The organism is Blattabacterium cuenoti, from assembly GCF_014252035.1.
In the GTDB taxonomy this organism is placed as follows: Bacteria; Bacteroidota; Bacteroidia; order Flavobacteriales; family Blattabacteriaceae; genus Blattabacterium; species Blattabacterium cuenoti_Z.
On the sequence record NZ_CP059207.1, the window covers coordinates 543,789 to 562,216 of the forward strand.

Below are 18,428 nucleotides of genomic sequence, written 5' to 3' on the forward strand. Positions count from 1 at the left end.
TTTTAAAATTTTTGTAGATCCATAAAATTTTTATAAATACCTCTTTTTAACATTAGTTTTTTATGTTTACCTTGTTCTACAATTTTTCCTTTTTCTAAAACAATAATGTGATCTGCATTATGTATGATTGGAGAAGATAATCGATGTGATATAATGAGAAAAGTTCTATTTTTCATCATTTTATTCAATGCTTTTTGAACTTCTATTTCTGATTCTTTATCTAAAGAGGAAGTTATCTCATCTAAAATCATAATTGGAGAATCTTTTAATACTGCTCTAGCTATACTGATTTTTTGTTTTTGTCCTAAAGACAATTTATTACCATTATATCCAATAACAGTATTATATCCTTTTGGTAGCTTTTTTATAAAACAATGTGCATTTGCAATTTTAGCTGCTTCTATGACAGAATTTGTAGATATTTTTTTTTCTATTCCAAGTGTTATATTATTAAATATAGAATCATTAAAAAGAACAGGTTCCTGAGTTACTATTCCTAATAATTTTCTATAGTCTTGAATTTTTAAATATTTTATATTATTTCCATCAATAGTAATCTTTCCAGAGGATACATTATAAAAATTAGCTAATAAATTTACTATTGTTGATTTTCCACTTCCTGATCTACCTACTACAGCAATAGTCTTACCTTTTTTTATGGAAAAATTTAAATTTTGAACTAAAAAAACTTTATCATAAGTAAATGATACATTATGGAATAATATTTCATCATTAAAATGAATAATAGATTTTGATTTTCTTTTTTCGTTTAAATCACTTTTACTACTATTTAATATTTCTACAATTCTTCTTACAGAAGCTTTTGCTTTCTGTATATTTGATATAGAATTAACTAAATTTTTTGCTGGATTAATTATTTGAAAAAATAGACCTATAAAAGGAATAAGAATTTCAGTAGATATTTCTCTCTTTTCTAAAAATAAATTACCTCCATACCAAATGATTAAAATCATTATAATATATCCTAAAAATTCACTGATAGGAGAAGCTAATTCTTTTTTTCTATTAACACAAGAAGATAATTTTTTTTGACATTCAGATACTTTTTCAAATCTTTTTTGCACTATTTCCTCTGCGTTAAAAATACTTATAATTCTAATTGAATTTAAAGTTTCTTCCATTACAGAAAATAATAAACCCAATTTATTTTGAGATTTTATTGCATCTTTTTTAAGACTATTTCCTACAATAAAAATAAAAGCAACCATTAAAGGAAGTAACAATAGTGTAAATAATGTTAATTGATAATTCATAAAAAAAAGTGCTACTAAATGAAAAATAACCACAATAGGGGTACTCATTAAATGAGCTATAGAATTAACAATAGAAATTTCTATTTCATTTATATCGTTAGATAATCTAGACATTAGATCCCCATTTCTTTTATCAAAAAAAAATGCTGAAGGTGAGTATAATACTTTCTTATGAAAATCATTTCTAATGTCTCTAATAATAGAAGTTCGTATTCCTATAAGGAAATATATCGCAAAATAACGAAATATATTTCTTATTAAAAAAAGTATTACAATAAAAATACAAAATATGGCTAATGTATTTTTTTTACCATATTTAAAAGATAATATCTCTATATATTGATGAAAATTTTTAACAATACAATTAAAATAACTATTAAAAGAATAATTGAAAAATATTGTTTTATTTTTTTGTTCTGTATCATTATTAAGGATAATACTTAATACAGGAGAAATGGATATTATGGATATTACTGAAAATAAAGAATGTAAAAAATTACATAATATATTAATAAGATAAGAATATTTATAAGATTTTGAATAAGATAAAATTCTTCCAAGTGCCATTCATTTAATTCTCTTATTTTTTTATAAACAAAGGTAGTTAATAAATTTTACTTATTATTTTTATTAATGTTAATTTTGGTAAATTTCAAATTTTAAAAAAATCAGTACAGAAAAATTATTCAAAATATCAGTTAGTTATTTGATTCTAGTTGTTTAGTTTTTTTTTCATAATACATCATACTATATTCATTAATTATTAATTATTAGATATTATGTATTTTCTGTCAAAAAATAATAATTAATATGACAAATTTTTTTTTATTTATTAGTATTGAAGAAAGTTTCTTCATAATATTTATAGCTTTACTTATTTTTGGTCCAAAAAAAATACCTGATATAGCACGTGGATTAGGAGAAGGAATACGATATATGAAAATCTCAAAAGATAAAATAAAAAATGAGATAATAGAGAATACTCATAAAATTGTAAATAATAAAAATACAAGTATAAAAAAAAATAAAGATTATTCTGTTAAAAAATAGATCATTGTATATTTCTTCTAAAGTCTTTTATTTTCGATTTTTCTACTAAAACATTACTTAACTTTTCAATAAAATTATTTCTCAATTGATTATTCAATAATTCTATTTCATAAGAAAAATAATAACGGTCATATTTATCGGTATAATCAAATTGTTTTAGTTTTTTTACAAAAAAAATACCTTTTTCTCCAAAAAAAGGTTTAGAAATTTTATTTTTTAATGAAGAAGAAAAAATATTACCAACGACTTTAGGTTCTTTATAATCATCTATCATACAATCATCAAAATTTATTTTACAAGATTTTCTTATTTTTTTAGAAAAAAAAGATGATACATTTTCTAAATTCATTTTTTTATTCATGGAATTTACTATTTTAAACAAAAATTTTTTTATTTTTTCATCGAAAATAAATGGAATGAAATAACTATTTATTTTTTTTATAGAAATACCATTTTTTTGTATGTCAGATAAATATACTATGATATAATCTTTATTTGAGTTCGTAAAAATTATTTTATCTCCTTTATTTCTTTTCTTTTCAAAAGACCAATCTATTATTTTTCGATCTAATTCACTGTTTATACCGTTAATATTCCATTGATTTTTTTTCACTTCTTCTAGAAAGATAGTGTCATATTTTCTTTTTCTTGCATTATTAAGAAACAAATTCAAATTTGAATATTTATTTTCTTTCATAAAATGCATAACATTTTTATAAATTAAATTTTCTGTTTTTTTTGATGGAATAAGTTTTTTTACAATCATACCAAATTGGTAAGCTAATTCAGGATTTTTTTGATCATCTATTCTAACAATGTGGTATCCAAATTTAGTTTCTATAAATCCTATGGTTCCTTTTTTATTTTTATGATAAAAAATATCAAATCCTTGTATAGGGATATGATCTTCATATCTTATCCATCCTAAACTTCCCTTATTTTTTTTCATATTAATAAAATCATCGGATCTTTTTAATCCGATTGTATTAAATTTATATGGATTTTTTTTAATTTCTTGGTACAATTCTGTAGCAATTTTTTTTGCTTCTTCTTTCGTCCTTTCATTAGAAGAACGCATTGCATCTTTATGCGATATCAATATATGACTAGATAAAATATAGTCATATACCATTTTTTTACCCATTAGTTTAGCTATAATATAAATATTATCTTCATTTTTTATAGGACCAAACATAGTTCCTATTTTAGGATCTTTTTTTACAAAATATTGTAAAAAAATGGGAAGATGTCTTTTCATGTAGAAATTTGAATCAAAAGGTTTCTCAGATTCTATAGAAATAATGTTTTTTTCTTGGTTAGAAAATTTAAGTTTATCAAATAATTTTTGAACTTTTTTTTCCATATTTTTTTTATCGTTCAATGATGGATAAGATCGACAAATTACAAAACTAAGATATCTTAAATCTTCTCTTTTACATTTTTTATATAATTTATTTCTTGTTAGAAAATTATGAATTTCCGATTTTTTTATTGGATATACATTGTATTTTTTATCTATTTCTGAATAAGGAAGGAAAACATAATCAATAATTGAAAAATTATTTTTATTACTATGATTTAATTTTGCTTCTATAGTAGTAGAATTTAATCCATACATTAACATGTCTATATACTTTTTAGCAATAATTCTTTTTGGAAGGCTTTTTTTCTCATACAACCATATATTTTTCTCTTCTTTCAATTGAGGATCATTAGAATTTTTTTCTATATTTTTTACATATGATTGAAATTTCTTCATATCCATATTACCTTTATCATCATGTAAATCTACCAATTTACTGTATATTGATTGTTTTTCTACTGCTTTCCAAAATTCTTTTTCTGTACTTTCTATTCCTAATTTTACAGCTTGTTGATTTAACAATTTTTCATGAATTAATAATTTCCAAGCTTCATCTTGTAGATTTGAATCTGTTGTATCACCTTCTCTAAACCTTTTTAAAAAATGAAAACAATCAACATATTCTTTTAGATAGATATTATTTCCATTTACTTTTCCTACAATATTAGGATTTGTAGAAAAAATATTTAATAATACATTAGGATCTAACATAAAAGACATTAAACATATTCCTATGAATAATAAAATTAACCATGTTTTTTTTCTTAGTTCTTCTAAAAAACTCATACTGAAATTTTTTTTCTAAGTAAAACTTCTTCTATTTTATTTTTAGATACTTTTTTTATTGAAAGAAAAAAATTATTATTGATGACAATATTTTCTCCTTTTCTTGGGATATTACCTGTATAAGTAACTATTAAACCTCCTAAAGTTTCATATTTTTCAGATTTTGGTAAATCTAAATTATATTTTGCATTAATAAAATTTATTTCTAAACGCGCCGAAAATAAAAACTCATTATCATTTAGTTTCTTATCTAATAAAATAATGTCATCATGTTCATCTTTTATATCTCCAAGAAATTCTTCTAATATATCTTCAATAGTTATCATACCAGCTGTACCTCCATATTCATCTAAAACTATAGCTATACTTCTTTTTTTTTTTATTAAAAGATCCATTATTTCCCTTACAGGAGTGGTAACATATGCTAATTCTACAGTTCTAATTATGGATTCTACATTTTTCGGATTTTTTAAAAGTTCTAAATAATGTATATATCCTATAATATTATCTATATTATTTTTATAAATGACAATTTTTGATAATCCGCTTTCCGTAAAAAGATTTCTGATATTATCAATAGATGATGAAATATTAGAAGATACTATTTCTTTTCTAGGTACCATACATTCTCTTGCTTTTTTTTCAGAGAAATTCAAAGCTCTGTGAAAAATTTCAATTTCTGATTCTACAAAACCCTTTTCTTTTACTTCACTTTCTACATTTTCTGATACAAAATAAATCAAATCTTCTTTATCAAAAATTCTTTCTTGATTATTTTCTTTATCTCCTAGAAATTTTAGAAATACATTAGATATCCAAATAATACAACTTGTAATTGGATATAAAATTTTGTATATAATATATATGGGAATAATAAATAAACTTATCAATTCATTTGAATATATACTAAATATTATTTTAGGAATAAATTCCCCAAAAATTAAAATTATTGTAGCAGAAAATACTGTTTCTAACAATAATATCCATAAATAAGAATTATCTAATAGTTCTTTTGGAAAAAGAAAAAAAAATATTTTTTCCATATAAATACCATATATCACAAGAGATATAGTATTTCCAATTAACATAGTTGTTATAAATTTCTTAGACTCATGAATGCTTTTAGAAATAAGTTTAGACCTAAAAGATCCTTTTTCTTTTTCTAATTCTATTTGAAATAAGCTAGAGGAAGTTAAAGCCATTTCTATTCCAGAAAAAAAAGCAGATACTATTATAGTAATAAATATCACTATGATATAAGAAGAAATCATATTATTTTATCTAATAGATATAGTTCCACTAATATTTTTTAGTTTAATGTTACTTAAATTATCAGAAGACTCTATTCCATTTTTTGCACGGAATACCATTCCATTTGTAGTGGATATGATGGTGTATTTTTCATTATATATTTTTTTGTTTTTCAAATTGAAAAATATTTCTTCTGTTTTTAATATGTATCCTATAGAATTTACAATTCTAATATCTCCTTTGAAATGATAAAAAATTTTTTTTATTGATTTAACCCATTTAGCACTAATATAAATAGATTCATTGTTTTTTTTTTTATAAATGAATAATTTTAAACCATTTGGAAATATGGTATAAAAAGAATAATCCATTATTATAGGAGAATAAATAAATAATTTTAACAGTCCACTTTTTTTAAACGAAATAGTTGTTTCAATAAAAATTTTTTCAGGAATATATTTTTTTTCAAAAAAAGAAAAAAAAGCATTTTCTTTTTCATCGCAAGAAAAAAAGAAAAATAAGATTGTAATGAAAATTTTTCGTCTAATTACTTATTATTTATTTTATTGTATTTTTGTTTTGTTTTTGGTATCTTAGCTCAGTCGGTAGAGCAAAGGACTGAAAATCCTTGTGTCCCCGGTTCGATTCCGGGAGATACCACAAAAAATTTATAAATCTTTACCTATAAAGAATCTTGTTTTCCATTTTGATAAAAATGGTTTTTTATCAATTAAGTCTATAGGATAAATAACATCTATACCTAAAAATCCTATTGGAGAAATAAAAGAACGAATTCCAAATCCAAAAGATTTATTCATCAAAAAAGGATTAAATTTTCGATAAGAACTACTAATACTTCCTCCTTCTACAAAAGAATTAGTCCAAATTTTAATATTATTTGGAACATTTGGAATAATATTATTGATATTGATTAAATAACGTAATTCTAAAATAATTTTGTCATAAATTATACCTCCAGTTTTTAACATTGGATATTTTGAATTATTCATTTCTGTGTTATAACCTCTTAATGTAATAACATCAATATCTTCTAATCCAAAAAATTTACTAGGAATTTCTCCCATATAAAATTTTTGAAATGGATATAATTTACTTTTTTGATTTGTAGCTAAACATCCAAATTCTCCTCCAATTCTTATTACCATATCTTTCATAATCTTTTTGTACCAAGAAGAATTCATTCTAAATTTAGAATATTCCATCCATTCTATTTTTTTATTTATATCTCCATTATTATTATTATCACTTTTAAAAATAAAAGAATATGGTGGAGTAAATTCAATGTTAAACTGCATTTTTGATCCTTCTAATGGAAAAATAAAATCAGGTTTTGTTGAAATTCTTTGAAATGAAACTAAAGAACTTAGATTACCAAATATATGTTCATAATAAGAATTAGATAGCATTTCTCTTTTATATGAAGAAAAATCATAATCTATTAAAAATGAGGCACTCAAATAAGGATCTAAAAATTTTAAAAATTTATCTACTTGAATAGATGCTCCTTTTCTTTCTAATATTTGTGTTTTGATATCTGCAATTTTATTATTTTCATTAATTTGAGATATAAGGAAATCATCATCGTTGTCTTTTATTCTTTTCAAAGAATATTTACCATGTAGTGTTATAGATGTGGGATTTATTTTACTACCAAGCCAAGGTTCTGTAAAATAAAATCCATAAGATAAAAAATCTTTTCCTAATTTGCTAAAAAGTGATAATTTTTGATTATCCCCCTGAGGAATAGGGTTCCATAAACTCCAGTTAAAAAAATTTTTTAAAGAAAAATTATTAAAATTTAATCTAAAATCTCCAATAAATTTTTTGATACTTTTACCATCAAATCCTCCATAAAATTGGATTTCATTAGTATTTTGCTCTACAACACACCATTCTATATCAACAGAATTTTCATTTATTGGATAAACATTAGGATAAACATTCTTAAATAATTTTAAGCTTTCTAAGTTTAATAAACTCTCTTTTACTTTTTTAGCAGAAAAAAGGTCACCTTTATGAGTAGTTATTTCTCTTATAATAACATAATCATTAGTAATTGAATTTCCAGATATTTTAATATCATTTATATATACAGGTTGATTTTCTTCTATTTGTATCGTTAAATGTATTTTATTATTTCCTATTATTTTCTCTATAGGATTTATTTTAACAAATAAAAATCCTAAATTTAAATAAGTATTTAAAATGCTCGTATTTTTTGGATCGAATATTTTATGACTAATATTGATTCTATCATAAATATCATTTTTTTTGTATGTAAAAATATCTTTTAGTGTACTTGTACTTATATTTTTATTTCCAAAAAATTCAACATCATTTTCTAAATAATATTTATCTCCTTCAATAATTTTTATTTTTATAATATAATCTCCAAAACTTTTTTTCCATACTGAATCTAAAAATATTTTAACATCTATAAACCCCATGGATTGATATTTATCAATAATACTTTTTATATCCTCTTGTATATTTTTTTCGACGAAAACATAATTTGAACTATCTATTATTGGAATATAAAAACTTTTTTTAGTTTTTTTCATGTATTTAAGTAACTGTTCACTACTTAATTCTTTATTACCCTCGAATAATATTTCTTTTATTCCAATTTTTCGTCCTTGATTTACATCAATATGTAAAATATTTTTTTCATTATCATTATCTTTTTTTAAGATGCTACATTTTACACTAATTTCATCATATCCTTTATCCTTATAATATTCAATGATTTCATTCTTAATATTTTGAATAAAATCAACTGAAATTCTATATCCAGGTTTAATATTTTTCAGTATAGGAAATTCATCAATTTGTATTCCATCTGCTATGATTTCATCTATCTCTATTAAATCTTTTAATTCAAAAAACAAATCAATTTCATTTTTTGAAATTTGTTTTTTATAAACAGAAATATCTTGAAATAAATTATTTTTCCACAATACATTTATTATTTCATTTATTTTATTTTCAGATAGATCAATAAAATCACCGGAATAAATATTAGATAATTTAGAAATAAAATTATGATCATACTTTGTTTGTCCAAAAACATGAATTTTTCTTATTCGAAAAAGATTATTTTCATTTCGAATAGATAAATCATCTATATGACGAATAATATATTTATGATGTTCATATTCATTAGAAATATTAGAAAAAGAATAACTTTTCTGTTGTAGTATTTGCATCATTATTAAAAAACCAAAAATGGTAATAACAATATTTTTTTTCATACAGTAATTTAAGTTATTTTATGCGTCCAAAACGACGTTTTCTTCTTTGATAATTTATTATAGCCTTATAAAAATCTTTTTTTCTAAAATCAGGCCATAAAACATCTGTAAAATACAATTCAGCATAAGCAGATTGCCAAAGTAAAAAATTACTTATCCTATGTTCTCCACTTGTTCTTATCATTAAATCTACATCTGGTAAATTTTTAGTATATAAATGATTTTTAAAATATAACTCATCTACATCTTTTAATGAAAAATCTCCATTACATATTTTTTTTGCTATACTTTTTGTAGCTCTTAAAATTTCTTCTCTAGATCCATAACTCAATGCTAATATTAAAGTACCAGATGTGTTATGTTCTGTTTTTTTTGTAAAAAATAATAACTCTTCTTGAATAATATTGGAAAATTTTTCGATTTCTCCTATGATAATAACTTTTACATTTTTTTCATGAATATCTTCTAAATTTGTTCTTAAATTAGTGTGAAATAGTTTCATTAAACTATCTACTTCTTTTTTTGGCCTATTCCAATTTTCTGATGAAAAAACATATAAAGTAACATATGGAATACTTAATTCTCTAGAAACATTTATAGTTTCCTTTACAGATTCTATTGCCTTTTTATGTCCAAATGTTCTAAATTTTCCTCTTTTTTCAGCCCATCTACCATTTCCATCCATAATAATAGCTACATGACTTGGTATGTTATTGCAATCTATTTTATTTAATAAATTTTTTTCCAACTCTATCATAATAATAAATATAATAATAAAAATCAATACTCAATTTCTCTGATCCATTCCCCATAAAAGTTTTTCCCGCAAAGTTTTATAATATATATTCCTTTCTTCTTGAAGGAGGTATATATAAAAAGGGGCTTTTCTAATAAAAAGTTCATTGTCTTGGTTCATACATGTTAATCTAGTGTCCATTGATAAAGAATAATACTTTACACGACTATGTATTTTTAAATGAACTATTTTCTGATCTGATATAATTAATGGACGAGAAAATAAATTATGTGGAGATATAGGAGTAAGAACAAAATTTTTATTGTCGGGGCTTATTATAGGGCCCCCACAACTTAAAGAATACCCCGTAGAACCTGTAGGAGTTGAAACTATTAACCCATCTGCCCAATAAGATGTTAAAAACTCATTATCAATATAAGCATCTATAGTAATCATGGAGACTGTTTCTTTGCGAAGAATAACTATTTCATTTAATGCAAAATTGAAAAAATCTTCTTTTTTTTTTATCCTTGAAGTTTCTAACCATAATAAACTTCTTTTCATCAAATGCAATTTTTTGTTAAAAATTTGATCTATTTTTTTTATGAAAACATCTTTATTGAAAGTAGCTAAAAAACCTAAATTACCTGTATTAACACCAACAATAGGAATACCGGAATCTCTAATCAAAGTTATAGCAGATAATATAGTTCCATCCCCTCCAAAAGTAAACATTAGGCTAAAATCTTTAGTTAGTTCTTTATAATGAGAAAAAACAGGAAAATTTAGATTTTTTAATTCTTCAAAAGAATTTAAAATGTCTAAAAAAGATTTTTCAATATATATATCTATTGAGTGATTAAATGCATAACCTATGAACTGATTTAAGTAAGGAATATTTTTTTTACCAAATTTTTGTCCATATAAGGCTATTTTCATCTTCATTTATTTTGTAAAGTTGCAAGAAAAATATTAATTTTTTGTAGAAATATATGAAAAAAAGATTAATTTGGTTTTCACTAATTGATCTTTTTAAAAGACCTTACCTAAGGAAAAAAAATGAGAAAACAATTTTTTCCTGCAAAAATACTTTTATTTGGAGAATATGGAGTTATGGAAAATTCGGTAGGTATTTCCATTCCTCATAATTCTTATACAGGATCTTTAGAATTTCATACAAAATTCAATACAAAAATTTTATATTCTAATTACGAAATAAAAAAATATTATAATTTTTTATCAATTTTAGAAAAAAAAAGAAGAAACTTAATAAAATTGAATTTAAGAAAATTACATGAAGATTTACAAAAAGGAATTTTTTTTCATTCAAATATTCCTCAAGGATATGGAATAGGAAGTTCTGGAGCATTAGTAGCTGCAATATATGACAGATATGCAAAAAAAAAATTAGAAAAATGTTTAAAACATGCAATAATACTAAAAGAAATATTTAGCAAAATGGAATCTTTTTTTCATGGAAAAAGTTCTGGTATTGACCCTCTAACTTGTTATTTAAATATTCCTCTACTTATTCATTCAAAAACAGATATAACAGAAATAAAATTTGCAAAAAATAATAATAAAAATAAGGGAACTATTTTTTTGCTAAATTCAGGATTTCCAGGAAAAACTTCTTCCATGGCAAGATTTTTTATTGAAAAATTGAAAAATCCTAAATTTAGGAAAATATTAAAGAATGAATTCATAATATATAATGAGAAATGCGTGGAATCTTTTTTAAAAAAAGATTTTGAATTTTTATTAAAGAATGTAAAAATTCTTTCCACTTGGATTTTCAATAATCTACGCCCTATGATTCCAAAAAAACTTTGGAAAATATGGGAAGAAGGTATTTTAAACAACAGATATTATTTAAAATTATGTGGATCTGGAGGGGGAGGTTTTATATTAGGATTTACTAAAAATTATGAAATATCAAAAAATAAATTAAAAAAATATACAACAAAAGTTGTATTTCATTTTTAATGAAAAAAATATATAATATGTACCAAAAAATCAGATTAAATCATTATTTATCTAATGCTGGTATTTGTTCAAGAAGAAAAGCAGATAAATTAATTCAATCAGGATCTATAGAAATTAATGGAGTTACTGTTCTAAAACTAGGAAGTTTAGTTGGTATAGATGATATAGTAAAATACAACGGTAAAACTGTTAAAAATAATAATGATAAAATATATGTACTACTAAATAAACCTAAAAATTTTATTTGTTCTACAAAAGATCAATTTCATAGAAAAACAGTAATCGATTTATTTCCAAAACTTTATGAATATAAAAGAATTTATCCTGTAGGGAGATTAGACTATTCTACTACAGGAATATTACTTCTTACAAATGATGGATTTCTTTCCGAAAGATTAACTCATCCCAAATTCCATGTAAAAAAAATATATCACGTATATTTAAACAAAGAAATTTGTAACAAGGATTTAGATAAAATAAGAGAAGGAAAAATTTATTTAAAAGAAGGAAGAGTTAAAGTTCTTTTTGTAGAAAAGAGTTTTCAAAAAAATCAAGTAAAAATAGGTTTATCCATTGGATGGAACAGAATTATTAAAAGAATTTTCAAAAGATTAAACTATAGAGTTGATCATCTAGATAGAATAAATTTTGCTGGATTCCATAAAAAAAACATTAAAATAGGAAAATACCGTTTTTTAAATCAAGAAATAATAAAAAAAACAATTGAAAATAATTTTATTTATGAAAAAAAATATAAGTATAATTAATGGACCAAATTTAAATTTATTAGGAAAAAGAGAAACAAAAATTTATGGATCCACAAATTTTACAGATTTTTTGGAAAGTTTAAAAAAAAAAGAATTATTTTCCAATATAGAAATTAATTATTATCAAAATAATAGTGAGGGAAAAATTATAGACATATTACATAATATAGGTTTTTCTTGTAATGGAATTATATTAAATGCAGGAGCTTATACTCACACTTCTATAGGAATAGCTGATGCTATAAAATCAATAATTTCTCCTGTTATTGAAATTCATATTTCCAATATTCATTCAAGAGAAAATTTTAGAAAAAGTTCATATTTATCACCTGTTTGTAAAGGAACTATATTTGGTTTTGGATTAAAATCCTATGAATTAGGAATAATTAGTTTTTGTTTATAAATAGACAATTGTTCTTCCATATACCTAATGATATTCTTTCTTCCATATTTTTTTTTTACAGAGACCTTAAACCAAGTAGGAATTGATAATTTGTTATTCTTAATTACATTTATGTAACGACATATATTTTTATCAATAGTTAAATTACTCATTTTATCTATTTTTGTAAATACAATACAAAAATTGATTTTATTATCATTTAATTTTTTTATTAAATTAAAATCACTTTCTTGAATAAACATTCTAGAATCTATTAATAAAAATAAAGATATTATCTTATTGTTTTTAACAAAAAGATAATTATTTACTAACTTTTGGATATCATTTTTTTTTCTTAATGAATATCCATATCCTGGTAAATCGATTAAATACCATTTTCTATTTATTAAAAAATAATTAATGTATCGTGTACTTCCTAAATGAGAAGAAACATTAGCTATTTTTTTATTCACTATATAATTGATTAAACTAGATTTTCCAACATTAGAACGTCCAGCAAAAGCATATTCTGGAAATATGTATCTATGATTACTGTATTGATTAATATCAACTACACTTTTTTTAAATTTTACAGAAAAAATTTTCATGATCAAAATCAAATTTTGATAACCATTTTTCTAATATGTCTAGAAATATTTTAGGACGTTCCATCATAGGAACATGTCCACACTTATCTATCCAATATAATTCCGAATGTGGAAGTAATCTATGAAATTCCTTTGCTACTTCTGGAGGAGTAACATGATCTTGTTTTCCCCAAATAAGACAAATAGGTTGATGAATTACAGATAAATCTTTAGACATATTATATTTCATTGCACTTTTTGCAAGGTATAAAGTTTTCATTCCTTTTTTTTTATCATTCACAATGTGAAAAACTTCATCAACTAATTCTTTAGTTGCTATTTTTGGATCAAAAAATACTTCTTGTGATTTTTTTCTGATATATTCGTAATTTTCCCTTTTAGGGAAACCGTCTCCAAAAGACTTTTCAAATAAACCAGAGCTTCCTGTTAAAACTAAAGAATGTACTAGATCTATTCTTTTTTTAGCTATAATTAAAGCTATATGTCCTCCCAGAGAGTTGCCTATTAAAGTAGCCTTTTCAATTCCTATCTCTATTAAAAATTGAATAACATATTTAGATAAGTTAGAAATATTTGTTAAAAATAGTGGCATATTATAAATAGGTAATGAAGGAATAATAACTTTGTAACCTTTTTTTGGAAAAAAATCTAATAAAGCTTTAAAATTACTTAACCCACCCATCAATCCATGAAGTAATATTAAAGGATGACCTTCTCCTTTTTTTATATAAGGGAACTTTTTCTCTTTTTTAAAAAGATTAAACATGAAGTTTTAATTTTACAATTTTTCATTTTTTTATATTTAACATATTATTATTAACACGAATATAAGCTGCTTTTGCAGCCATTTCTTCAGATTTTTTTTTTGACCCACCTGTTCCTTCTGTTATTAATTGATATTCTGTAATTATAAGTTTTGATAAATAAATAATTTGATTTTTATCCTTATCTTCTTTTTCTATAGAAGTTTGAAAATTGATAAGAATTTTATTTTTCTGAGCCCATTCGATCATCAAAACCTTATAACTAGAAATTTCATTTTGTAATTTTTCTATACTTATGTGAGTTTTTATTATTTTATCTACAAAATGTTTACAATTATTATACCCCATATTTATATATATAAATCCTATTAAAACTTCAAGTGTATTACCCAAAATGTTATCTGATATAATATTTATTTCTAATAAAATATCTGTAAGAATTAATTTCTTATATAATTCATTCAAATTTTTTCTGCATACAATCTTAGATCGTATTTTAGTTAATTCTCCTTCTTTTTTTTCAGGTAGTTTTTCATATAAAAAATGTGATATTATAGTATTTAATACAGCATCTCCTAAGAATTCTAGCCTTTGAAAATGAATAAAATTCATTTTGTTATTATTAACAACTACTTTTGTAGAAAAACTATAAATGAGAATCTCTTTTAAAAAATTTGTTTCTTTTAGTTGAAATCCTAATATTTTACTTAATTTTTTTACCAAAATAGATAATTTTTCACTATTACTATTAGATAACATCGATTTTTTTAAATAAAATACAAACATTATGTCCTCCGAATCCAAAAGTATTAGATATACTTATATTTACCTCTCTATTTATGGCTTTATTTCGAATAAAATTAATTTTTGAATCTATATTTTTATCTATATGAAATAAATTGATCGTAGGTGGTATTTTTTTTTTTGTTAAAGTAAGTATGGTAGCTATTGCTTCTATTGCTCCGGCAGCACCTAATAAATGACCAGTCATCGATTTTGTAGAATTAATGAATATATTATAAATATTTTTATTAAATACTTTTTTAATAGCTTTGATTTCTGCAATATCTCCCAATTTTGTAGAAGTACCATGAGTATTAATATGATCAACATCTTCAGATCTAATTCCAGCATCTCTTATTGCTTCTTTCATTGCTAAAATAATACCTTTCCCTTCAGGATGTGGAGCAGTTACATGGTAAGCATCACCTGACATCCCTACTCCACCTATTTCTCCATATATTTTAGCTCCTCTTTTTATAGCATGGTTATATTCCTCAAGAACAAGACAACCGGCACCTTCCCCTAAAACAAAACCATCTCTATCTTCATCAAAGGGACGAGATGCTGTTTTATAATCTTTATTTCTAGTAGATAAAGCATGTAAAGCATTAAAACCACCTACACCACTTTCTGTAATAGCGGCCTCTGAACCTCCCGTTACAATGATATCCGCCTTACCTAAACATATTAGATGATAAGCATCTACAATTGCATTGGAAGAAGAAGCACATGCAGAAACAGTAGCATAATTTGGACCATGAATTCCATAATTCATTGAAATGAACCCTGCAGTAATATCTATAAGCATTTTGGGGATAAAAAATGGACTAAATCTAGGATTTCTTCCCCTAGAAATATAATCTGAAATAGAATCTTCTAAGTTTAACAACCCACCTATTCCAGACCCCCATATTACTCCAATTCTTTCTTTTTTTTCTTTCGAAAAATTAATTCCACTATTTTTAATAGCCTCTTCTGATGATATTATTCCATATTGCGCGCAAGGATCTAATTTATTGATTTCTTTTCTATTAAAAAAAGTAATGGGATCATAGTTTTTTAATTCACAAGCAAATTTAGTTTTATATTTGCTAGTATCGAAATAAGTAATAGGAGCAGTCCCATTGATGCCATTAATAAGAGATGTCCAATATTCTTCTATATTATTTCCTATCGGAGTGATAGTACCAAGCCCAGTAACTACTACTCTTTTTAATTTATTCATAGATCCATACAATCAGTCAATAATTAAGATTTTTTATCTACATCTTTTTTCATGGATAAAATATCTTCGATAGCTTGTACCGCCTCTCCTACTGTTGTAATTTTTTCTGCTTTTTCATCAGAAATACTAATGTTAAACTCTTTTTCAAATTCCATTATAAGTTCCACTATATCTAGTGAATCCGCACCTAAATCATTGGTAAAACTAGCAGTGGGAGTGACATCGTTTTCTTCCACACTTAATTTTTCTACGATAATAGCATTAACTCTAGATTTTATATCAGACATAGGTTATATTTTTTTTATCATACAAAATTAGTAAACTTTTATAAATCATACATACATTTGTCTATTGTAGTAGAATAATAGAATATTATATGATGATCTCTCCTTCTTTTTCTTTAGAAAATTATGGAATTTTTAATTCTTTCAATAATTACCAACTAAATCCTTATGAATTGCAAAAAATTATCATCAATAAAAAAATGGGAGTAAAAACAAAATCCGGGGCATTGGCTATTAATTCTGGAATTTTTACCGGAAGGTCTCCAGATGATAGATTTATTGTAAAAGATCATATTACAAAAAATAAAATTTGGTGGGATAAAAAATTTAATATTCCATTTGATACAACTAACTTTGATAAATTATATCAAAATATAGTGAAATTCCTTTCAGGAAAAACTCTTTATAGTAGAGATTCATATCTATGTTCTGATCAACGTTTTCAATTAAACATTCGTTCTATTAGTGAATATCCATGGTCTGATCTTTTTATATATAATTTATTTTTAAGATTTAAAAAATTCAACGACAATTATTTACAAGATTGGTTATTATTATGTTCTCCTGGTTTTGAATCAGATCCTAATAAACATGGAACACGAAAAAAAAATTTTTCTATATTGAATTTTTCCAAAAAAATAATATTAATTGGAGGTTCAGGTTATACAGGTGAAATAAAAAAATCTGTTTTTTCTGTTTTAAATTTCATATTACCATACAAAAATGTATTCCCTATGCATTGCGCTGCAAATGTCGGAAAATATGAAAAAGATACAGCTTTATTTTTTGGATTATCTGGAACTGGAAAAACTACTATATCTAATGATGTTAATAGAAATTTAATAGGAGATGATGAGCATGGATGGACTGATGATGATATCATTTTTAATTTTGAAGGTGGATGTTATGCAAAAATATTCGGAATTTCGAAAAAAAAAGAACCTATGATTTATAACGCAATAAGAAAAGGAGCAATGTTAGAAAATGTTATCTTGAAGAAAGATAGTAAAGAAATTGATTTTTATGATGATACTATTACTCAAAATATAAGAGTAAGTTATCCGATATATTTTATCAAAAATATTGAAAAAAAACTATCATCATCTAATATCAAAAATATTTTTTTCCTTACTTATGATGCATTTGGAATATTACCGCCTATAGCTAAATTAAATAAAGAACAATCATCCTACTATTTTTTATTAGGATATACTTCTAAAGTTGCTGGTACAGAATTAAATATAAAAAATCCAATAGCTACATTTTCTTCTTGTTTTGGTGCTCCATTTATGCCTCTACACCCCGTTCAATATACAAAAATGTTAATGAAAAAATTGAATAGTCATAATAATATATCAGTATGGATGGTAAATACAGGATTAATACCAGAGAATAATAATATAAATGGTAATATATCTTTTTCACGTGTCAAATTATATGATACTAGACGTATTATTCAAAATGTTTTGAATGATTCTTTATTCAAAGTTCCATATGAAATGGATCCTATTTTCAAGTTTCAAATACCAAAATACTGCCCAGGAGTTTCTAAAAAAATTTTAAATCCAAGTAAAATATGGAAATGCCAAAAAACGTATAAAAATAAGGTAAATATACTAATTAATAGATTCAATGATCATTTATCTATATACAAAAAATATATCACTACAGATATTTTATATGGATCACCAAATATAGATATATAAAAAAATATCTAAAGGTATTTTTTTTCATTTATAGTTTTTTCAAATTGATAATCAATTTATTTATATTTATTACTATTTTTATTTGATTAATTTATTAGTAAAACATATCAATATGTTGTACATATAATATTTAATTAATAATTTTTTAATAATAATCATTAAACTTTTTTATCAATTTTATCAAATTATTA

Annotated in this window: 17 protein-coding genes and 1 tRNA gene; 6 read left to right on the forward strand and 12 right to left on the reverse strand. The window is 23.1% G+C overall.

Annotated elements, in window-relative coordinates:
* Positions 1-2: 2 nt before the first annotated feature.
* Positions 3-1,841 (reverse strand): ABC transporter ATP-binding protein, encoded by a 1,839-nt coding sequence (locus H0H49_RS02640; protein ID WP_185864406.1) that lies wholly within the window; start codon positions 1,839-1,841, stop codon positions 3-5.
* 243 nt (positions 1,842-2,084) lie between these two features.
* Here H0H49_RS02640 and H0H49_RS02645 point away from each other — a divergent pair, with 243 nt between their 5' ends.
* Positions 2,085-2,324: a Sec-independent protein translocase subunit TatA/TatB gene (locus H0H49_RS02645; protein WP_185864407.1), complete on the forward strand. Its 240-nt coding sequence runs from the start codon at positions 2,085-2,087 to the stop codon at positions 2,322-2,324.
* A gap of 1 nt (position 2,325) precedes the next feature.
* On the opposite strand, the gene H0H49_RS02650 is transcribed toward H0H49_RS02645, so the two are convergent.
* From H0H49_RS02650 to H0H49_RS02660, 3 genes are read right to left on the reverse strand one after another with little or no spacing between them, the layout of a single operon-like run.
* Positions 2,326-4,473 carry a peptidylprolyl isomerase gene (locus H0H49_RS02650; RefSeq protein ID WP_185864408.1) on the reverse strand — a complete coding sequence of 716 codons (2,148 nt, stop codon included), beginning with the start codon at positions 4,471-4,473 and terminating at the stop codon, positions 2,326-2,328.
* Positions 4,470-5,744, reverse strand: a complete 1,275-nt coding sequence (locus H0H49_RS02655; RefSeq protein ID WP_394798471.1) for a hemolysin family protein — start codon at positions 5,742-5,744, stop codon at positions 4,470-4,472. Before H0H49_RS02655 ends, H0H49_RS02650 begins: the two co-directional genes overlap by 4 nt.
* A 6-nt stretch (positions 5,745-5,750) precedes the next feature.
* Positions 5,751-6,095: an LptA/OstA family protein gene (locus H0H49_RS02660; protein ID WP_238784943.1), complete on the reverse strand. Its 345-nt coding sequence runs from the start codon at positions 6,093-6,095 to the stop codon at positions 5,751-5,753.
* A gap of 216 nt (positions 6,096-6,311) precedes the next feature.
* Between H0H49_RS02660 and H0H49_RS02665 the strand changes: the two genes are divergently transcribed.
* Positions 6,312-6,384, forward strand: a tRNA-Phe gene (locus H0H49_RS02665).
* A gap of 8 nt (positions 6,385-6,392) precedes the next feature.
* On the opposite strand, the gene H0H49_RS02670 is transcribed toward H0H49_RS02665, so the two are convergent.
* Genes H0H49_RS02670 through H0H49_RS02680 form a run of 3 tightly spaced genes read right to left on the reverse strand, consistent with a single transcriptional unit; the run spans position 6,393 to position 10,671 of the window.
* Positions 6,393-8,996 (reverse strand): BamA/OMP85 family outer membrane protein, encoded by a 2,604-nt coding sequence (locus tag H0H49_RS02670; RefSeq protein ID WP_185864409.1) that lies wholly within the window; start codon positions 8,994-8,996, stop codon positions 6,393-6,395.
* A 13-nt stretch (positions 8,997-9,009) separates the two neighbouring features.
* Positions 9,010-9,753, reverse strand: coding sequence for an undecaprenyl pyrophosphate synthase (gene uppS / locus H0H49_RS02675; RefSeq protein ID WP_185864410.1), 744 nt, complete (start codon positions 9,751-9,753; stop codon positions 9,010-9,012).
* A gap of 30 nt (positions 9,754-9,783) precedes the next feature.
* Complete coding sequence (locus H0H49_RS02680) at positions 9,784-10,671, reverse strand: NAD kinase (RefSeq protein ID WP_185864411.1); 888 nt, start codon at positions 10,669-10,671, stop codon at positions 9,784-9,786.
* 120 nt (positions 10,672-10,791) lie between these two features.
* On the opposite strand from H0H49_RS02680, the gene H0H49_RS02685 reads away from it, so the two are divergent.
* From H0H49_RS02685 to aroQ, 3 genes are read left to right on the forward strand one after another with little or no spacing between them, the layout of a single operon-like run.
* A complete protein-coding gene (locus H0H49_RS02685; protein WP_185864412.1) occupies positions 10,792-11,718 on the forward strand; it encodes a mevalonate kinase family protein in 927 nt (308 codons plus the stop codon).
* A 17-nt stretch (positions 11,719-11,735) separates the two neighbouring features.
* Complete coding sequence (locus H0H49_RS02690; RefSeq protein WP_185864413.1) at positions 11,736-12,485, forward strand: pseudouridine synthase; 750 nt, start codon at positions 11,736-11,738, stop codon at positions 12,483-12,485.
* Complete coding sequence (gene aroQ / locus H0H49_RS02695; protein WP_185864414.1) at positions 12,460-12,888, forward strand: type II 3-dehydroquinate dehydratase; 429 nt, start codon at positions 12,460-12,462, stop codon at positions 12,886-12,888. Before H0H49_RS02690 ends, aroQ begins: the two co-directional genes overlap by 26 nt.
* On the opposite strand, the gene yihA is transcribed toward aroQ, so the two are convergent.
* The 5 genes from yihA to H0H49_RS02720 are packed head-to-tail and all read right to left on the reverse strand — an operon-like array spanning position 12,855 to position 16,534.
* Positions 12,855-13,475 carry a ribosome biogenesis GTP-binding protein YihA/YsxC gene (yihA, locus tag H0H49_RS02700; RefSeq protein WP_185864415.1) on the reverse strand — a complete coding sequence of 207 codons (621 nt, stop codon included), beginning with the start codon at positions 13,473-13,475 and terminating at the stop codon, positions 12,855-12,857. The genes aroQ and yihA overlap by 34 nt on opposite strands.
* Positions 13,450-14,241, reverse strand: coding sequence for an alpha/beta fold hydrolase (locus H0H49_RS02705; RefSeq protein WP_185864416.1), 792 nt, complete (start codon positions 14,239-14,241; stop codon positions 13,450-13,452). Before H0H49_RS02705 ends, yihA begins: the two co-directional genes overlap by 26 nt.
* 22 nt (positions 14,242-14,263) lie before the next feature.
* Positions 14,264-14,998, reverse strand: a complete 735-nt coding sequence (locus H0H49_RS02710; protein WP_185864417.1) for a ribonuclease III family protein — start codon at positions 14,996-14,998, stop codon at positions 14,264-14,266.
* Entirely contained in the window at positions 14,988-16,247 is a 1,260-nt protein-coding gene (gene fabF, locus H0H49_RS02715; RefSeq protein WP_185864418.1) for a beta-ketoacyl-ACP synthase II, read from the reverse strand. Before fabF ends, H0H49_RS02710 begins: the two co-directional genes overlap by 11 nt.
* A 23-nt stretch (positions 16,248-16,270) precedes the next feature.
* A complete protein-coding gene (locus tag H0H49_RS02720; protein WP_185864419.1) occupies positions 16,271-16,534 on the reverse strand; it encodes an acyl carrier protein in 264 nt (87 codons plus the stop codon).
* Positions 16,535-16,626: 92 nt separating this feature from the next.
* Here H0H49_RS02720 and H0H49_RS02725 point away from each other — a divergent pair, with 92 nt between their 5' ends.
* Positions 16,627-18,237, forward strand: a complete 1,611-nt coding sequence (locus H0H49_RS02725) for a phosphoenolpyruvate carboxykinase (ATP) (protein ID WP_185864768.1) — start codon at positions 16,627-16,629, stop codon at positions 18,235-18,237.
* Positions 18,238-18,428 lie beyond the last annotated feature (191 nt).